Raw genomic sequence first — 18,193 nt, forward strand, 5'->3', positions numbered from 1 at the left:
TTTCTTCTATTTTGTCCAATTTTTAAGGTTGTAAAAATTATAGCCAAAACACATAAAAGTTTGGCTATTTTTTAACCAAAACAGCAAAAAAATGTGTTATTTTTTTGTTTTTGTGTGTACAACATTAAGGTTTACCGCATTTTTAAATGTTAAATTACATTTTTTAAAATTTTGCATATTAAAACATACAACATCATTAAGAAGTTGCTTTTAATTAATTCATTTTGTCTTCAATCCTAAAGTTTTTTCATAACTTTTGGGGATTGACATCATTTGTTAATTTCTTTTTAAATATTCTTCAATCAACAAATAAATTGTTGATTGAAATAAAAATAACTTATTTAATAAGTATTGAGCCGTTGGCTCTTATTAAGACCTGTCGGTCTTAAGAAGCAAAACTTCTTTTGTCTTGTCAGACAGGCTTTCTTCTTTTTAAAAAGAAGAAACAAGAAAACTTACTTAAATGATTTGTAATTAGCGTCAATAAATTCCTTCATTTCTTTTGTAATATCATTTAACTTTTCAAGATTTTCACTTAATAGTTTTTTAATAAATTCAATGTCTTTATTGTTTGGGTTTGCAGAATTCTTAAATATATTTTCAAGTTTTTCAAATGTACTGGATGTTCATGTTCTATTATGAAGCATGGTTTTAATTGTAGGCTCTTACACCTTGATGTTGTGGATCAAGATTTTTTGATATTGCATATACATCGATTGCACTCAATTCGTTTCCTTTCGGTACTCTGGCTTCATATTTTCTTTTCCCTCAACAAAGAATAATTTATTTTCAGGAGTTACCATAGCCTTTGCCTCTCCACTTTCAAACATAGAAACCCTAGCGCCATTATTATCAAATGGAGCAAGATATTTGTTGTCATATCTCACAGTATGATTAACTATTTTTCTTTTAATTACAAGATTCATCTCTTCTTCAAAAATTTCAGTATTTGGCTTTCTAAAAACATTTGATTTTTTACTTACTGCTTCGGCCTTTTTAAATTGTTTGTTGTATTCATCAATTAAAAGTTCAATTTTTCCCAAAAAGTCTTCAAAACAGTTGATTCCGCTTGTATGAAAGAATGTTCCTATTCATCTTTGCAATGTTCAAAATGATCTTTCAACATTTGGTTTTGCCTTTGGATTGTCGCTTGTTATAAGTTCAATTCCTCTTGCATTTAGTGCTTCTTCCATATCTGTTCTTGTACTATCTGAACCTCAAAAGTTCTTCTTCTATCCGTTATTATTACTTGTGGAATGCCATACCTTTTAAATAATTGTGTTAGAAGATTTTGATATCCAATTGTTGTTTCCTCAATGTCAATTCAGATTGCTAACAAACTTTTTGTTGCCGCATCAACAACGATTATAAATATGGTACTTCTTACTTTCTCCAAAAAGATGAAGTGGTGTTGCATCAATTTCAATAATTTGCCCAAAATCATAGTCAGAACTTTTATTTTGGTAAACACCTTTTAATGGATTTTTATTTAGAATTTTTTCATAAATTTTAATAAACTGTGCCTCGATTTTAGAAATATCTTGACCGTTTTCTAAAAACATTCTTCTTCTCTTAATCTCATTTTTTACTTTTCTCGTTGCATATGAACTGCAATAACCAAGTCTAAGCATTCTTTTATAAAAGGTAGTGAAAGGCAACAATTTTTTTCATCATTAGTAAGTCTCATTATTGTAAAAATGCAACAAGGCTACACTAAGATCACCTTTTGATATTTTCTCAATATGTTCCACTAATTCATAATATCTATTAGTTAAATCAATAATAACTGAATCACTTACTTTCACACCCCTAAGTTTATTTTTATTACCATGTGATATACTGATTGCATCTTGGTTATTTGTAGATGCAATCAATATTTGATTTCTATATCTTTTAATTGTTTTTGTTGATGTTCTACAACCCAATTTTCCTAATATTTTTGATATTTCGGCATTTGGTCTATTTCAATATTGTTGAATTTTTTTAAATCTAAAATTTTTTTATCTTCATAATCAGTTGTTTTACCTGTATCAACTGCTTGAAATCTGGTTTTAATTACAAGATTTTCCATAATTTAAATTCTCCTTTTTAAAATAATAATTGAAACCTAAAAATGGACAAAATAAAAGATAAAAACAGGGTGGACAAAATAAAATAAAACCATTAAGATCCTAAAAAATGTTAATAGCACATTAATTTTAATGTATCATTTATTTAATATTTAAAAATACATTTTTAAACAAGGAGAAATTATGTCATTAAAAGCTGGTATTGTTGGGCTACCAAATGTTGGTAAAAGTACACTTTTTTCTGCTATAACTAAACATCAAGTTGAAGCAAGTAACTATGCATTTACGACAATTGACCCTAACATTAGTAGTGTTCCACTTAAAGACCAGAGATTATATGAATTAGCTAAAATTGTTAATCCTAAGAAAATTGTTCCAGCTACTTTTGACTTTGTTGATATAGCTGGTTTGGTTAAGGGCGCAAGTCGTGGCGAAGGTCTAGGCAATAAATTTTTAGCTAATATTCGTGAAGTTGATGCCATAATTCATGTTGTAAGATGTTTTGAAAATAAAGATATAATGCATGTGGCTAATGAAGTCAATCCACTTAACGACAAAGAAACAATCAATGTTGAATTAATGCTAGCCGATTTAGAAACTATTACTAATGTTTTAAATCGGATTCATAAAAAAGCAAAAGCAGGTGACAAAGATGCAATATTGGAAGAAAATTTAGCTCTTAAAATAAAAGATTTATTGGAAAATAATAAACCAGCAAGAGCAATTAGTCAACTAAGTGACGACGAGAAAAAAATAGTTAGATCATATAACTTATTAACCTATAAACCAATGATTTATGTTGCTAATTTATCAAGCAAACAAATTGCAAATTACCAAAATGACAAATTATTTAATATGCTCGCAAATTCTCTTGCTGAAAATGAAAAGATAATCCCAATTTGTGTACAACTTGAATCTGAAATTTCTCAATTTGAGGATAATGATATTAAAGAGTGACTTTCTTCATACAACATTAAATACAGTGGACTAGATATTTTGGCACGTGAAGCTTTTGACTTATTAAATCTTAAAACATATTTTACTGCTGGTGAAATGGAAGTTAGAGCTTGGGTTTTTAAATCTGGTATGCTTGCACCTGAATGTGCAGGAATTATACATAGCGATTTTGAAAAGAAATTCATTAAAGCTGAAATCATTAAATTTGATGACTATGTTACAAATAATGGAGAAAAGGGTTGTCGCGAACTTGGAAAAATTAATATTGAAGGAAAAAATTATATTATGCAAGATGGTGATGTCTGTCTATTCAAGGTAGGCAAATAATGAAAATTAACACCACTTATAAAACAAAAAAATTAGGTGAAGTTTTTACACCACAATTTATAGTTAAGACTATGTTAGATGAATTAAAATATGATAATTTCGATTCTATTTACCAAAAGCATATAATCGATAATTCGGCTGGCCAAGGAGCATTTTTGTGTGAAGTAGTTTCTCGTTATATAAACATTTCTCTTAAATGTAATATCAAACCTGAAAAGATTAAAAATGATTTAGAAACCTATATTCATGGCGTTGAAATCAATTATGATAATTATTTAAAATTGATTGAAAACTTGAATTCAATTTGCGTAAAATACAATTTTACAGACATAAAGTGAAATATTTTAAATCAAGATAGCCTTGATGTTGTCAACTATGATGGACAAATGGACTATGTTGTTGGCAATCCACCTTATGTTAGAATTCATAACATAGAAAAAAATAATAAGGTTAAAAATTTTATTTTTTCTAAAAGAGGAATGACTGATTTATATATAACCTTTTTTGAACTTGGTTTTAGAATGTTGAAAAAAGATGGAAAATTAGCCTATATTTCACCAAATTCTTGATGAAATAGTGTTGCTGGTAGTGAATTTAGAAAATGAATAATTGAACATAGGAAACTTAGAAAAATTTATAATTTTGGTCATTTTCAACCTTTTAAAAATATTACTACGTATACTTGCATTACTTTCTTTGACCTTTCTCAAAATTATGAATCAATTAACTATTATGAATATTTGACAGGTGAAAATAAAAAGTATTCATATAATGATATATTAATTAAAGGTAATTTTTATTTTTCTAATGATAATACATTATTACAAAAAATAATAAAATGTAAAAGCAATAAAATTACTGTTAAAAATGCTTTTGCAACATGCAATGACAAGGTATTTATTAAGGAAAATTTTAACAGTGAAATTTCGCCTTTAATACCTATAATAAAGGCTTCAAGGTCAATTATGCTAAAATGTTTTTATCCATATGACAAGAGTGGAAAATTACTACCTTTTGATTCATTTAATGAACAAACAAAGAAATATTTAATTGATAATTTAGAAAAGAAAAATGATTACTGGTATGGTTTTGGTAAAACGCAGGGTCTAAAAGACACTTTTAAAGACAAAATTGCCATTAATTCACTAATAGTTTCAAACAATATTAATTCAATTAAACTTAATTTTTTAAAATCAGGTACAGGTGTGTATTCAGGATTATATATCCTTAGCGATCTAGAATTTGAAAAAATTGAAAAAGCAATCAAAACACAAGAATTCCTAACTTTTATTCAAGGTTTAAAAAAATATAAAAATGGAAATTCTTGAACATTTAACACAAAAGATTTACAATGTTATCTTAACTATTGATTTTATGGAAAAGAGGAAAATTAAGTGACAAATAATGATTTCCTTGAAATGATTAATGCTTCGTTTATTGATTATCTCGAAAGTAAATCAGGAAGCAGAAGTACAAAAAAACTAAAAAAACTTCATAGTTTTTTCGCAGATGCAATTAAGCAAAGAATTGGAAGCGAATATATTATAATGAGCCAAGACAATTTTGGTGGTAAAGAATATAATGCAGAAGGTCGCTATACTAAAAAGTTTTGCGATATTGCTATTTTAAAAAATGAAAGAGTAATATCTTCTATTGAAATTAAATTTGTTGTTGAAAATTATAAACAAAATTCAGTTAACTATTTTAACTCAATGTTAGGTGAAACAGCAAACTTGCGTTCTAATAAAATGTTGTGTTTTCAGGTTATTATTATAATTAACAATTTGCCTTATTTTAGTGAAGGGTATAGCAGTAAAAATGTTCAAAGACTAGAAAAAATCACTTCTCAAAATTTGGAAAAATATGTAAAATTGGGAGAAGATAATATTGATGCTTTTTATCATACACCAAACAAAACTCTATTAATTATATTAAATAATGAATTCATTAATGAAGTTTTAGTTGGTAAAAGTAAGGATGAATATTGTTATAGACTTCTAACACTTTGCAATAAGCAAAATAAGTTTGTATTTGATAATTCACACAAGTTATTATTTGAAAATAGTAGAAATATAATTTTTAATGATTTTGAATTATTTATAAGTAAAATTTCACATAAAATTTTAGGCGAATAATTCTTTATGGGGGTTTAGTATAATGGTAGTACTGCAGTCTCCAAAACTGCTTGCATGGGTTCGATTCCTATAACCCCTGCCATATCAAAAATGACCAGCAAGCTGTCAGCTTGCTTTTTACTTATTTTTGCCATTTTAAACGATTTTTTATTATAATTAATTCATGCAAAATAATAATTGACAACAAGCAAGCGGAAATGCAAATAAACAAAGTGAAAAAAATAACTTTAACAATCAAAAAGAACAAAAAAAGAAGAAGAAAGAAAAAGAAAATAAAATTAAATTTAGAGGAACTAATTTAAACTTTAGAATTATTCTTGTTAGTATTTTTGTTTTTGCTATTCTTTTTCTAATTAGTTTAAGTTCATTAATTACTTTTTCAATTTTTAGAAATAGTTCAGTGTTAAAAGCATCTACATTCTTTACAGTATTATTTGTGTTAATTTTATTAATATTTTGAATAATTCTTTTAATAGAATTATCTACAAAAAAATGATGATATTACTTTGTTATTACAGTTCTTAGTCCACTTACTATGTTTATCCTTTTAATGGTTGTGGCCATTTTGTTAAAAATCGAAATAAAAGACAATACAAGATTTGTGACAAGAGTTACAGGCTATCGTTGAAAAAGAGATACCACATGTATTAATATTGAAGAAAAAAGACAAGAAAGTGATAGCGACAAAGAAAAAGTCGAAGAAGCAACAATTGTTACAAACTTTCTTGAAGACAATGAAGATTAAAAAACTGCTTATCCAAGCAGTTTTTTATGTTTACAATTCACTAATTAATTTTAGTTTGTTTAATTGAATAAGTTCGCTGTATTTATTATTTTCAATATATTTTAAATATAATAAATCTATTTTATTAATCAATTCAGTGAAATCAAGAATTTTTATTTCATTAAATACACTTGTTTTTAAACCTGTATTAAGAACGAAAATAAAGTCTTCAAAACTATAAAAATTGTCTTTTCTTATTACAATACTTTCATAAATTTGAATTGTTTTAGCTAATAAACAAATGTACTGAAAATCATTGTCAACTAGTCATGTATTATTTGATGGATGAGCATAACTATAATGCTGGTTCGGTGTCAGGCAAATTAAATTTTCCAGATAGTTTCTAATAATTGGAAACCTTGAAACAGGAAAAATATGGTGAACCTGTGTAGCATCAACAATTTCACTTTGCTGTTTTATTTCTGATTTGTTATTATTGAAGAGTTCGTTATATTTTCTTAAAAATTTTTTTGCTTTGTTCAATGAGTAATTATCAAGAAATATATTATTCAGTTGTTCACAAATTAGACTAAATTCTTGTCTAGAAACATTTTTGTCTTTTTTATTAACCTTGTCTTTAAAATTAAAGCGGTTATATTGAATATCATTAAGTGTAATGTTATTCTTTGACAACAGACCCTTTTCTGTACCTTTCTTAGCCTGTCAAAAAGCTAAGGGATTTAAAATTTTTGTAAAAATTCTAGATGCCTCAACATTTGTGTTAATTTTAGTATTTTCAATTGTAAATTTAATAAAATTATCCTTAAGAATTTTAAAACTGTTAACATCTTGCTTATTTAGAAAATTATCAAAAAAGTTAATTATTTCACTATCTTTTAAAACTTTTTGGATATATTCATTAAGGAATAACAATGCGTTCATGGGTTTAAGTGCAATTTGAGTAAGAAGTTCATAATCATTAATTCAATAGGTAAATTTATTTTTTGACTTTCTATATGATAATATCTTGCTATATGCAAGTAACTTTATTGGTTGCGAGAAATATTTATCATATTCATTCTTTACTGTTGTATTTTCAGTGTCTGGTTTTGAAAATATACTTATTACATTAAGTCTTGCATATTCAGAGTGCCAAATATCAGAAACTGTAAATTCATCATTATTTTTACAAAATTCTAAAATACAATCTGCAACAATACATATAACATCAAATGTGCACTTTTGATCTATTCATCTTGCATCCTTGCTTTTTCTTATATCATAGTTGTATTTTGATAAATGCTTCATATACAAGTTCATTTAAATCTCCTTTTTTATCCCAAATCAAAAGCAACTTAAATTATCAATGTTTAGTGACCTTGTTTGATAATTTCTAGCTATTCTATAAAATTTACTGAATTCGTCGCTTGATATATACATCATTTGTTCTTTTGATAATTCAATATTTTTGCTTTTAGGAATAAGAATAGCAATCGATCCATTAACAATATAACCTTTTTCTTTTCTAATTAATCTTGGGTTATATGTCATATTTGGTGTTAAGTAAACTGATGTATCATCTAAAAACCTGCTAACATTTAATTTTTTACAGTCTTCAAGTTTTATAAATGAATCATAGTTTTTTACATTAATAATTTCACCGTCATTATTGATATTTCTTGATTTTAAAACAGGTATTCACTTATCATTTTTTTCGCTGCTAATTAATGAATTTGTTACTTGGCGATCTCTAAACACATTAAAGACACCAAATTTCATTTTTGAGAAAATACTGTCAAAAAATTTGTCTCTATATATTACTCAATATGGCAAATTATTATCAAAAATATAATCACTTTTTTGTGATATTTGAATATTTTTTATTAATGATACTATTTTTGTTTCTTTACATTTTTTGTTTGTGTTAATAATTATATTAATTGTTTCAACTGATACGTCAGAAAAACCAAATTCTCCAAAATCAATAATATTTTCGATTCCAAAACTGTTTAACAAATAATTTCTTGTTTCAATATATTCAGGTGTATTTAGTAAATTCTTTGGCATAATTAAGGATACGTAGTCAGCTAGTAAAATAGATTTTTCTAAAATAAATTCAGCAAGGTTTGTTGATTTTTGATTTTTGTTATTTAGTAAATACTTTTTTCTTAAAGCTGGTTCAACTTTTGTAAATGGAGGGTTACCTACTATCAAATCAACTCTTGATTCTGGATTAAATAACATAAAATCACTGCAAATAAAATTTATTTCAAAATTGCTTGGAATATTTTCTGGTGAGAAAATAATTTTTAGTAATTCAATGATCTTCTCATCTATATCTATGGCAAAAATAGTCACTTTTTTATGATTTTGATATTTTTTTAATAAAAAAGGCAGGAAATTACCAATACCAACTGATGGTTCAATAATTTTTATGCATTCTTTTTCAAAAGTTGGCAAACTATCATATATTTTTTGAATAATGAATTTGTTTGTAAAATATGCTGAATTTTTTACTTTATTATTATTTGCTAACTCAATTATTTTCATTAATGTTGAAAGATTGTAATTTTTTTTATTTTTAATTACAAAATCTTTCAAATTTTTAAATTCATTTAATTCATTATCTTTAATTAATTTTTTAATTTCCCTAATCGAAAGACCTTTAACTAATAAAAAGTTTTTTATTTTATTTGCTATTTGTCTAAAAATAATTGTTGGAACTGCTTCACCTATGCTTTGTCTTATATTGAGTTCTTCTTTTTTTGATATTTTCTTTTTTTCTTCATATGAAAGAGAATTTAATTCATTTAATTCGATGTCAATTCATTTAAAATCATAAGGGATTGTCATCATTTTCATTAATTCGCGAATTGAAAAGACTCTGTTTTCACTTGGATGAATTGTGTTTTGGCTTGCTAATTGGTCACTTCTAGTATGGATGCAAGGGCCTACCTTATCAAAATATTGTCTTGTATATTTATTGCTATTTTTTTGTGTATTTGGGATTATTTTGCCATTTAATAATTTGTGTGGTCTTTTAAATGGATCTATATTGTCAAATGCACTTTCTCCTTGTTTAAGTTCACTAATTCACTCTTCCATGTTTTTTGGATATGTTCTAAAACTATGAAAAAAATCTTCTTGATCATATTCACCTCAGTTTAACTTTGTCAAATTACCGATTGTTTCAAAAAGTGTTTTTTCTTCCTTATAATCTGGGAATAGTTCAATAGGAGAAATTTCATCACATAGGCTTTTGTTAACACCAATAACAATTGTTCTATTGCGTGATGAATTGGAGCCATAATTTTTAAAATTAATAACTTCCTTGTGAATTGTGTACTCACAATTAAGCTCAAATTGTATAAATTCTCCAATTGCAACAATTTCATTAGAATTATTAATACAACCTGTTTTTCAAAAAGCAGGCACATTTTCAAATACAAAAAATCTTGGTTTAATTTCTTTAATTAAATTTACAGATTCTCTAATTAAACTATTGCGTTCTAAATCATTTTCACTCTTGCTATGATTAGCTACACTCATACCTTGGCAAGGTGGTGTTGCAATAACAACATCTATTTTATCGTTACCTATTTTTGATCATTTTTTAATTTCTTGATAAATTAAATCTTTTGTCTCTTGTCTTTTTATATCACCAACAATATATCCGCTTTCATATTTACATTTCTTGTTTAAACGTTGAATATTTAATCTTTTAGAAAGAACTTCATTTGTTGCTACACATTCAAATTGTTCTTGTTTAAAACCATAACAACCAACACCTGCTGATGAAAATAAACTAATATATGTTGGCTTATTATTTATCATTTTTTCTCCTTTGATAACAAATTTATTTAATTTTTAAATTGTTATTTTTATAATTAAACACTATTAATTTACCAAGTTTCTTAATTTCATTTGCTACTATTAAACCAAGTCCTAGCGGAAGTGATAAAGCTATTAATGTTGGGTGGTAAATATATTCAGAAGACATTCTAAATACAGACGCTAATTGTGGTATTATAACAACAATAAGCGAACAAATTGCAGAAAATAGTGCTGCAAGTCATACAATTCAATATTTCTTAAGCGAACTTACAAATATTGACTTATTACTCATTAAATTAATACTATTTAGTGAAGCTGCAAGTGCCATTGTAACAAAACATGTTGTAGAAGCAACACTAACAAGATCTAAATTATTTTTAAGTGCATACTCTGCACCTAATCAATAAGAAATAAGCGATAGTAGCGAAAGTATACAAGATTGTCAAATTAGATCAATACCCATACCACGAGCAAAAATACTTTCATTTTTTGAAAATGGTTGACGCTTCATAACATCTTTTCCGCTATCAACAAAACCAAGAGCAATAGCTGGTAAACCATGAGTTAGTAAATTAATCCAAAGTAGTTGACTAGCACCTAAAATATAAAAACCATCTTTATAATGTTGTCTATATGATAAATAAAAAGCAACCATTCCAATTAACATTACTAAAATTTCTGTTAGAGAACTAATTAATAAGTTTAAAATAACAGTTTTAATTTTGTCAAAAATCAATCGTCCATTTTTTACTGAATTAACAATTGTATTAAAATTATCATCAACTAAAATTAAATCAGCAGCTTGTTTTGAAACATCAGTTCCAACAATACCCATCGCACAACCGATATCGCTTGTTTTAAGTGCTGGTGCATCATTAACACCATCACCTGTCATAGCAACAACTTTTTGATGTGATTGTCAAGCTTGAACAATTCTTAACTTATCTTCTGGATTAACACGTGCATAAACTGAAATATTAGCAATTTTTTCTTCCAATTGACTTTGTGTTAAATTTGCTAAATCTTTTCCTTCAAGACATAAGTCACCGTCTTTAAAAATACCTAAATTTTGAGCAATAGCCTTAGCTGTATTAATTTGGTCGCCGGTAATCATAACTACTTTAATACCCGCATCTTGTGCTTGCTTAATCGAATTTGCAACTTCTACACGTGGTGGATCAATCATAGCTACAAGACCCACAAATTCTAAATCATTTTCATCATTAAAGTCTATTTTATAGTCTTTAACAACTTTTTTAGCAACAGCTAAAACACGATAAGCATTATTAGACCATTGTTGATTAATTTTGTTAATATCCTCAGTATCTAAATTATTACATCTTTCTAATAAAACCTCTGGTGCACCTTTAGTCACTAAAAGAAAATGATCATTTTCTTTAAATACAACAGAGTGCATTTTGCGATTTGAATCAAAAGGAATTGAAGTTAAAATTGGATATTCTTTAAGTAATTCTTCCTTTTTATATCCATATGAGTATGCATATCTTAAAAGTCCTGTTTCGGTAGGATCTCCTACTTCTTTTCACTTTCCGTCATCTTCAAGACTAATAAAAGCGTCATTGCATAATGTTAAATATTTTGCTAATGGTTTAAATACTTGTTCATCTCTTTGAGCACTTCAAAGTGTATTTAATCGATAAGCATCAACAACACTCATCTTATTTTCAGTTAATGTGCCTGTTTTATCACTACATATAATAGATGCTGAACCAAGTGTCTCGACTGCCAAGAGATTTTTAACTAAGGCTTTTTGCTTTGACATCTTGCTTACACCAATGGACAAAATTACAGTTGTAAAGGTAATTAAACCCTCAGGAATTGCAGCAACAGCTAGTGATATAGCTGTCACTAATGCGCTAGTATATGTTGATGAATTATTTCAAATTCCACTATGTACATTATTTAAAATTATTTGAAGTATAAAACTAATAAATAAAAGAATAATTCCGCCATATCCAAATCATTTACTTAATTTATTAAGTTTAATTTGCAATGGAGTTGTATTTTTATTTTGCACTTGAATCATTGAATTAATTTTGCCTATTTCAGTTTGTGCACCTGTGTATTCTACAACATATGTCGCTTTTCCGCCTGTTACATATGTACATGAATAAACCAAATGTTTGTTGTTGGCTAAAATCTTATCATCATTAGCACTTAAATTTGCACATTTTGAAACTGCAAAACTTTCTCCAGTTAGTGATGATTCTACAACTTCTAAATTAAATGAATCTATTAGACGTCCATCTGCATTAATTGTGTCTCCTGATGCCAAAATAACTAAATCACCAGGTACTAATAAATTTGCTGGAATTACTTGAGTTTTACCATCTCTAATAACTGTTGCATTAACTTGATTTATTTTTTCTAACGCTCGCACTGCTTGGTCGCTTTTAATTTCTTGATAAGCTCCTAGCATGCTATTTAGAACAATAACAAGCATAATTATTCCTGGTTCAACATATGAAACAATTAAGTCTCGCAATAGTTTGTGTCCTTGAACATGATCAACTATTGCTAATGTTAAGCTTATAATAGCAGCAATAATTAATAAAATGACCATAGGGTCACAAAATTGCTTAAAGAAAGCAGTAAAAACATTAAGTTTTTTTGATTTTAAAAGTGTGTTTTCACCATATTTTTCAAATCTTTCACTTACTTCTTTGCTACTTAGACCATTGTAATCTTTTTTATATTTTTTGGACATAAAGACCTCTTTTAATTCTTATAAAATTAACTTTTATTATAGTTAATAAATTATATTAATAAATAGTAAATGCAAAATAAAAAAATGGCGGAACTAATGGTTTTATTTTATTTTGTCCACCCTGTTTTTATCTTTTATTTTGTCCATTTTTAGGTTTCAATTATTATTTTAAAAAGGAGAATTTAAATTATGGAAAATCTTGTAATTAAAACCAGATTTCAAGCAGTTGATACAGGTAAAACAACTGATTATGAAGATAAAAAAATTTTAGATTTAAAAAAATTCAACAATATTGAAATAGACCAAATGCCGAAATATCAAAAATATTAGGAAAATTGGGTTGTAGAACATCAACAAAAACAATTAAAAGATATAGAAATCAAATATTGATTGCATCTACAAATAACCAAGATGCAATCAGTATATCACATGGTAATAAAAATAAACTTAGGGGTGTGAAAGTAAGTGATTCAGTTATTATTGATTTAACTAATAGATATTATGAATTAGTGGAACATATTGAGAAAATATCAAAAGGTGATCTTAGTGTAGCCTTGTTGCATTTTTACAATAATGAGCTTTACTAATGATGAAAAAAATTGTTGCCTTTCACTACCTTTTATAAAAGAATGCTTAGACTTGGTTATTGCAGTTCATATGCAACGAGAAAAGTAAAAAATGAGCTTAAGAGAAGAAGAATGTTTTTAGAAAACGGTCAAGATATTTCTAAAATCGAGGCACAGTTTATTAAAATTTATGAAAAAATTCTAAATAAAAATCCATTAAAAGGTGTTTACCAAAATAAAAGTTCTGACTATGATTTTGGGCAAATTATTGAAATTGATGCAACACCACTTCATCTTTTTGGAGAAAGTAAGAAGTACCATATTTATAATGTTGTTGATGCTAGCAACAAAAAGTTTGTTAGCAATCTGAATTGACATTGAGGAAACAACAATTGGATATCAAAATCTTCTAACACAATTATTTAAAAGGTATGGCATTCCACAAGTAATAATAACGGATAGAAGAAGAACTTTTTGAGGTTCAGATAGTACAAGAACAAATATGGAAGAAGCACTAAATGCAAGAGGAATTGAACTTATAACAAGCAAGCAATCCAAAGGCAAAACCAAATGTTGAAAGATCATTTTGAACATTGCAAAGATGAATAGGAACATTCTTTCATACAAACGGAATCAACTGTTTTGAAGACTTTTTGGGAAAAATTGAACTTTTAATTGATGAATACAACAAACAATTTAAAAAGGCCGAAGCAGTAAGTAAAAATCAAATGTTTTTAGAAAGCCAAATACTGAAATTTTTGAAGAAGAGATGAATCTTGTAATTAAAAGAAAAATAGTTAATCATACTGTGAGATATGACAACAAATATCTTGCTCCATTTGATAATAATGGCGCTAGGGTTTCTATGTTTGAAAGTGGAGAGGCAAAGTCTTATGGTAACTCCTGAAAATAAATTATTCTTTGTTGAGGGAAAAGAAAATATGAAGCCAGAGTACCGAAAGGAAACGAATTGAGTGCAATCGATGTATATGCAATATCAAAAATCTTGATCCACAACATCAAGGTGTAAGAGCCTACAATTAAAACCATGCTTCATAATAGAACATGAACATCCAGTACATTTGAAAAACTTGAAAATATATTTAAGAATTCTGCAAACCCAAACAATAAAGACATTGAATTTATTAAAAACTATTAAGTGAAAATCTTGAAAAGTTAAATGATATTACAAAAGAAATGAAGGAATTTATTGACGCTAATTACAAATCATTTAAGTAAGTTTTTCTTGTTTCTTCTTTTTAAAAAGAAGAAAGCCTGTCTTAGCAAGACAAAAAGAAGTTTTGCTTCTTAAGACCGACAGGTCTTAATAAGAGCCAACGGCTCAATACTTATTAAATAAGTTATTTTTTATTTCAATCAACAATTTATTTGTTGATTGAAGAATATTTAAAAAGAAATTAACAAATGATGTCAATCCCCAAAAGTTATGAAAAAACTTTAGGATTGAAGACAAAATGAATTAATTAAAAGCAACTTCTTAATGATGTTGTATGTTTTAATATGCAAAATTTTAAAAAATGTAATTTAACATTTAAAAATGCGGTAAACCTTAATGTTGTACACACAAAAACAAAAAATAACACATTTTTTTGCTGTTTTGATTAAAAAAATAGCCAAACTTTTATGTGTTTTGGCTATAATTTTTACAACCTTAAAAATTGGACAAAATAGAAGAAAATTATCAAAATGCAAAATAAAAAAATGGCGGAACAGAGAGGATTCGAACCTCCGCGGGTGTTGCCACCCCTACAGTCTTAGCAGGACCGCCTCTTCGACCGACTTGAGTACTGTTCCACAAATGCTTAATTATTATATAACAAAAGATATCATAATTAAACAAAAAGCAGGCTCTAGCCTGCAATTTTTTGAAAATTTAATTATTTATCATCATTTGCACTCAAAATTAGGTCAAAGTAGATTGGACAGTGGTCACTAATTGCACTTTTTATAAAACCAGCATCACCGCTTTTATATGTTTTGTTAATATATGTTTTTCATTCGTTTAATGTTGCATAGTTTTTTATATAACCATCATTAAAAACATTATATAAAGGATAGAATGATGCATTTTCATATTTTAAATTACTTTTGAAGAAGATTTTATCATAAGGTTCTGAGTATTCATTTCATTTCGCTTTAAGAGATGTTTTTGATTGCTCATCATCATTTAAAAGTGATTTGTAATATTGATCGCTTAGTATTTTGTCAAATGCTTTCCTTTGATTATTTAGTTTTATGTTGGTATCACCCATAAAAAATAAATCGTCATTTTCACCATCGTGTTTATCAAATCAATCCATAACATTTTTAAGGTTAAATGCTTCATCTGCTTCTTGAGTACCTTGTCCACTTATTTGTGAATCTGTCTCACTGTTATCTTTTTTTGCACCTGGACTGTCAAAGTGATCAATAACAAATGTAAAATTATTTTTAATTTGACCTTTTGTTCTAAATTTAACACCCATTGGTGGCCGGACATATCCAATACTACCATCGGTTTCATTTCCAACAAATGTGCTGTTATCATAACCTAATCAATTTTTGCCATTATCAAATTTTTCAACTTCTAAAATATTCTTTTTATATAAAAATGCAGGACATTCATGTTGCTTAGAATTACTTTCTAGTCTCAAATTATGAATTGATGAATTAGAAGCAATAACTTCTCAATTATTATTACCAGTAAATGTTTTTAAATATTCACAAAATGATTGAGCACTTGCTTCTGTTTTATTTTCAATAATGCCAATTAAATCTAGATTTAATTTATCGATTATACTTGCCAAAGCATATTTTTTAAAAACAGCTGACTTTTGAGATAGATTAAGAACATTTCACATTCCAATTCGAATCTTAGAACTTGCTAATGTTGGCGAAACAGAAGGTATAGTTGATGTTTTAAAGCCTTCTATTTCATAAACATATTCATCACTAATTATGTTTTCTTTATTAGATATTTGATAATAAGCTTTTAATGTTGTTTCAGTATGTTCGAGATTCGTGTAATTAATTTTGTACTTTGTATCATCCAAATCAAAAACTTTTAGTTGACTATATTCATTTATTTCACTACTTAAAATATTTGCTTTATTATCAACATCAAAACTAATTCCTTCTGCAATTTTATCTAAATCTTCTTTTGTTTCACCATTTGTATTGTGATTAGTTTTAAATCCACTTAATGTATATGTTCAATTGTTACTTTCAAGTTTAGTTCTTTTATCCTTGAGTATAAACGTGATTCTAATTTCATTAGTGTTTTTTGTTCATTTTTTGAAAACAACATCATACTTATTTTTATTATAACCACTATAAAACAGCTCATTTTGTGAAATGTCACTAATATATTTGTCCCAAATATTATCAATTGTAATTTTTACATTTCTAACATCATTATTTAATTGTTTGATAATTTCTTGTTGTTTTAATTTGTCTGACTTAAAACCACTAAATGTTACAGTTTTGTGCTTACTTGTAACTAATGGTGTTAAATTTTTTAATACAAATTTTACAGATATATTCCCCTCTAGTTCATCTCTAGAAATTGATTCTATTTCAACAGAATAGTTGGAATTATTATAAAATTTTAATTCATTTTTAATAGATTCGTTGTTTAAATTGTTAACATCAATTTGAGATTTAGCACTTGCATCTAGATTATTTTTTTCTCACAAAACTTTAACTTTTTCAATAGTTGAATCTAAATCATTTTTTATTTCTTTTTTTATTTTATTATCATCATCTGTATTAAAAATACATTGAGTGGATAAAAAAGGCAAGGACAATAAAGAAAAAGTCCCTCCCTTCATAAAAAACAAGAGTTTATTTTTCTTCATGACCTTCACCTTATTTAAACCTTATGTATTAAAATTATACCAAAATTAGATTTCTTTGTTTTTTTGCTTGATAAATTCCTTAATTTGCTCAGCTATTTGAGGTTCTTCCAATGCATAATCAATGTTTGCCTTAACAAATCCTTCCATTGAACCAAGATCATATCTTGTACCTTCAAATTCATAAGCATATATTTTTTGATTATACTTTCTCATTAATTCATCAAAAGCATCAACGACCTGAATTTCATTCTTGCCATCATATTCAATTTTTGATAAAATTTCTAGTATTTCGTAGTTAAATACATAACGACCTAAAATTGCTTTGTTTGATGGTGCTTTTTCAGGACTTGGTTTTTCAACTGCTCCATCAATTTCAAAGTATTTGTTATCTTTTTCCTTACTATTTATTGGATTAACAATACCATACTTGTTTATATATTCTCTATCAACAGATTGAACGCCAATAACATTTGCACCTGTTTGATTATAGAAGTTAATAAGTTGTTTAATTGCAGGTGTCTTAGCTTTAATTAAATCATCACCAAGAATAATTGCAAAAGGTTCATTGTCAAGAAATTCCTTACATGTTGCTAATGCATGACCTAAACCATGTTGCTCTTTTTGAATAACCTTAGTAATATAGTTTGATCGGTTAGTTTTTTTAACCTTTGCTAATATATCTTTTTTGCCTTTTAAGATTAGTTCTGTTTGCAAATCTTGATCAACGCGAAAAAAGTTTAATAAATCAACTTTTCTATCACTTAATACAATGAGTATTTCTTCAATTCCTGACTCTAACGCTTCATCAACTAGCCTGTCAATAACAGGTGTATCTAAAATAGGTACTAATTCTTTGTGAATAATTTTTGTCATTGGTAAGAATCTTGTACCTCAACCAGCAGCAGGAATAATTAGTTTTTTAATTTTTTTAATTTCGCTTTTGTTTGATTTCATGCATTTATTATACTATAAACAATACTCACTAAATAGATTTAT

Annotated in this window: 20 protein-coding genes and 2 tRNA genes; 11 read left to right on the forward strand and 11 right to left on the reverse strand. The window is 26.8% G+C overall.

The annotated features are described in order from the left end of the window. Positions 1-455: 455 nt before the first annotated feature. The 5 genes from NPA07_RS03375 to NPA07_RS03395 all read right to left on the reverse strand — a co-directional run bounded on the left by NPA07_RS03375 (position 456) and on the right by NPA07_RS03395 (position 2,071). Positions 456-647, reverse strand: a complete 192-nt coding sequence (locus tag NPA07_RS03375; RefSeq protein ID WP_256553072.1) for a hypothetical protein — start codon at positions 645-647, stop codon at positions 456-458. Between the two features lie 18 nt (positions 648-665). Continuing rightward, positions 666-1,193: a hypothetical protein gene (locus NPA07_RS03380; RefSeq protein ID WP_256553110.1), complete on the reverse strand. Its 528-nt coding sequence runs from the start codon at positions 1,191-1,193 to the stop codon at positions 666-668. A 75-nt stretch (positions 1,194-1,268) separates the two neighbouring features. Further along, on the reverse strand, positions 1,269-1,631 hold the full coding sequence (locus NPA07_RS03385; RefSeq protein WP_256553111.1) for a hypothetical protein: 363 nt from the start codon (positions 1,629-1,631) through the stop codon (positions 1,269-1,271). Positions 1,632-1,673: 42 nt separating this feature from the next. After that, positions 1,674-1,925, reverse strand: coding sequence for a hypothetical protein (locus NPA07_RS03390; RefSeq protein WP_256553103.1), 252 nt, complete (start codon positions 1,923-1,925; stop codon positions 1,674-1,676). 5 nt (positions 1,926-1,930) lie between these two features. Beyond that, positions 1,931-2,071 carry a hypothetical protein gene (locus NPA07_RS03395; protein WP_256553090.1) on the reverse strand — a complete coding sequence of 47 codons (141 nt, stop codon included), beginning with the start codon at positions 2,069-2,071 and terminating at the stop codon, positions 1,931-1,933. 181 nt (positions 2,072-2,252) lie between these two features. On the opposite strand from NPA07_RS03395, the gene ychF reads away from it, so the two are divergent. From ychF to NPA07_RS03420, 5 genes are all read left to right on the forward strand, one after another. Continuing rightward, positions 2,253-3,353 (forward strand): redox-regulated ATPase YchF, encoded by a 1,101-nt coding sequence (ychF, locus tag NPA07_RS03400; protein WP_126118503.1) that lies wholly within the window; start codon positions 2,253-2,255, stop codon positions 3,351-3,353. Beyond that, a complete protein-coding gene (locus NPA07_RS03405; protein WP_126118502.1) occupies positions 3,353-4,747 on the forward strand; it encodes an HsdM family class I SAM-dependent methyltransferase in 1,395 nt (464 codons plus the stop codon). The genes ychF and NPA07_RS03405 overlap by 1 nt, the downstream gene beginning before the upstream one ends. Further along, on the forward strand, positions 4,748-5,488 hold the full coding sequence (locus NPA07_RS03410; protein WP_126118501.1) for a hypothetical protein: 741 nt from the start codon (positions 4,748-4,750) through the stop codon (positions 5,486-5,488). It abuts the gene before it with no gap. 8 nt (positions 5,489-5,496) lie between these two features. After that, positions 5,497-5,570 (forward strand) — tRNA-Trp (locus tag NPA07_RS03415). An 81-nt stretch (positions 5,571-5,651) separates the two neighbouring features. Next, positions 5,652-6,233 carry a hypothetical protein gene (locus NPA07_RS03420; RefSeq protein WP_126118500.1) on the forward strand — a complete coding sequence of 194 codons (582 nt, stop codon included), beginning with the start codon at positions 5,652-5,654 and terminating at the stop codon, positions 6,231-6,233. Between the two features lie 30 nt (positions 6,234-6,263). Here the strand turns inward: NPA07_RS03420 and NPA07_RS03425 are convergent, their stop codons facing one another. The 3 genes from NPA07_RS03425 to NPA07_RS03435 are packed head-to-tail and all read right to left on the reverse strand — an operon-like array spanning position 6,264 to position 12,774. Next, the gene (locus NPA07_RS03425) at positions 6,264-7,532 is read right to left on the reverse strand and encodes a restriction endonuclease (RefSeq protein ID WP_126118499.1); all 1,269 of its coding nucleotides are present in this window, start codon (positions 7,530-7,532) and stop codon (positions 6,264-6,266) included. Continuing rightward, positions 7,533-10,046, reverse strand: a complete 2,514-nt coding sequence (locus NPA07_RS03430; protein ID WP_126118498.1) for a DNA cytosine methyltransferase — start codon at positions 10,044-10,046, stop codon at positions 7,533-7,535. It abuts the gene before it with no gap. A gap of 22 nt (positions 10,047-10,068) precedes the next feature. After that, positions 10,069-12,774, reverse strand: coding sequence for a cation-translocating P-type ATPase (locus NPA07_RS03435; protein WP_126118497.1), 2,706 nt, complete (start codon positions 12,772-12,774; stop codon positions 10,069-10,071). Between the two features lie 189 nt (positions 12,775-12,963). Here NPA07_RS03435 and NPA07_RS03440 point away from each other — a divergent pair, with 189 nt between their 5' ends. The 6 genes from NPA07_RS03440 to NPA07_RS03465 all read left to right on the forward strand — a co-directional run bounded on the left by NPA07_RS03440 (position 12,964) and on the right by NPA07_RS03465 (position 14,560). Then, complete coding sequence (locus NPA07_RS03440) at positions 12,964-13,104, forward strand: hypothetical protein (RefSeq protein WP_256553090.1); 141 nt, start codon at positions 12,964-12,966, stop codon at positions 13,102-13,104. Between the two features lie 5 nt (positions 13,105-13,109). Further along, positions 13,110-13,361 (forward strand): hypothetical protein, encoded by a 252-nt coding sequence (locus NPA07_RS03445; RefSeq protein WP_256553112.1) that lies wholly within the window; start codon positions 13,110-13,112, stop codon positions 13,359-13,361. A gap of 42 nt (positions 13,362-13,403) precedes the next feature. Next, positions 13,404-13,766 carry a hypothetical protein gene (locus NPA07_RS03450; protein ID WP_256553113.1) on the forward strand — a complete coding sequence of 121 codons (363 nt, stop codon included), beginning with the start codon at positions 13,404-13,406 and terminating at the stop codon, positions 13,764-13,766. Beyond that, complete coding sequence (locus NPA07_RS03455; RefSeq protein ID WP_256553114.1) at positions 13,669-14,040, forward strand: hypothetical protein; 372 nt, start codon at positions 13,669-13,671, stop codon at positions 14,038-14,040. Before NPA07_RS03450 ends, NPA07_RS03455 begins: the two co-directional genes overlap by 98 nt. Before the next feature lie 69 nt (positions 14,041-14,109). Then, a complete protein-coding gene (locus NPA07_RS03460; protein WP_256553115.1) occupies positions 14,110-14,253 on the forward strand; it encodes a hypothetical protein in 144 nt (47 codons plus the stop codon). After that, positions 14,234-14,560, forward strand: a complete 327-nt coding sequence (locus tag NPA07_RS03465; protein WP_256553116.1) for a hypothetical protein — start codon at positions 14,234-14,236, stop codon at positions 14,558-14,560. Before NPA07_RS03460 ends, NPA07_RS03465 begins: the two co-directional genes overlap by 20 nt. 503 nt (positions 14,561-15,063) lie before the next feature. On the opposite strand, the gene NPA07_RS03470 is transcribed toward NPA07_RS03465, so the two are convergent. The 3 genes from NPA07_RS03470 to NPA07_RS03480 all read right to left on the reverse strand — a co-directional run bounded on the left by NPA07_RS03470 (position 15,064) and on the right by NPA07_RS03480 (position 18,151). Further along, positions 15,064-15,155 (reverse strand) — tRNA-Ser (locus NPA07_RS03470). Between the two features lie 83 nt (positions 15,156-15,238). After that, complete coding sequence (locus NPA07_RS03475) at positions 15,239-17,197, reverse strand: endonuclease/exonuclease/phosphatase family protein (protein WP_126118496.1); 1,959 nt, start codon at positions 17,195-17,197, stop codon at positions 15,239-15,241. A gap of 45 nt (positions 17,198-17,242) precedes the next feature. After that, positions 17,243-18,151 (reverse strand): UTP--glucose-1-phosphate uridylyltransferase, encoded by a 909-nt coding sequence (locus NPA07_RS03480; RefSeq protein ID WP_126118495.1) that lies wholly within the window; start codon positions 18,149-18,151, stop codon positions 17,243-17,245. Between the last annotated feature and the right edge of the window lie 42 nt (positions 18,152-18,193).

Source organism: Mycoplasmopsis caviae (assembly GCF_024498215.1).
GTDB classification, from domain to species: domain Bacteria; phylum Bacillota_I; class Bacilli_A; order Mycoplasmatales; family Metamycoplasmataceae; genus Mycoplasmopsis; species Mycoplasmopsis caviae.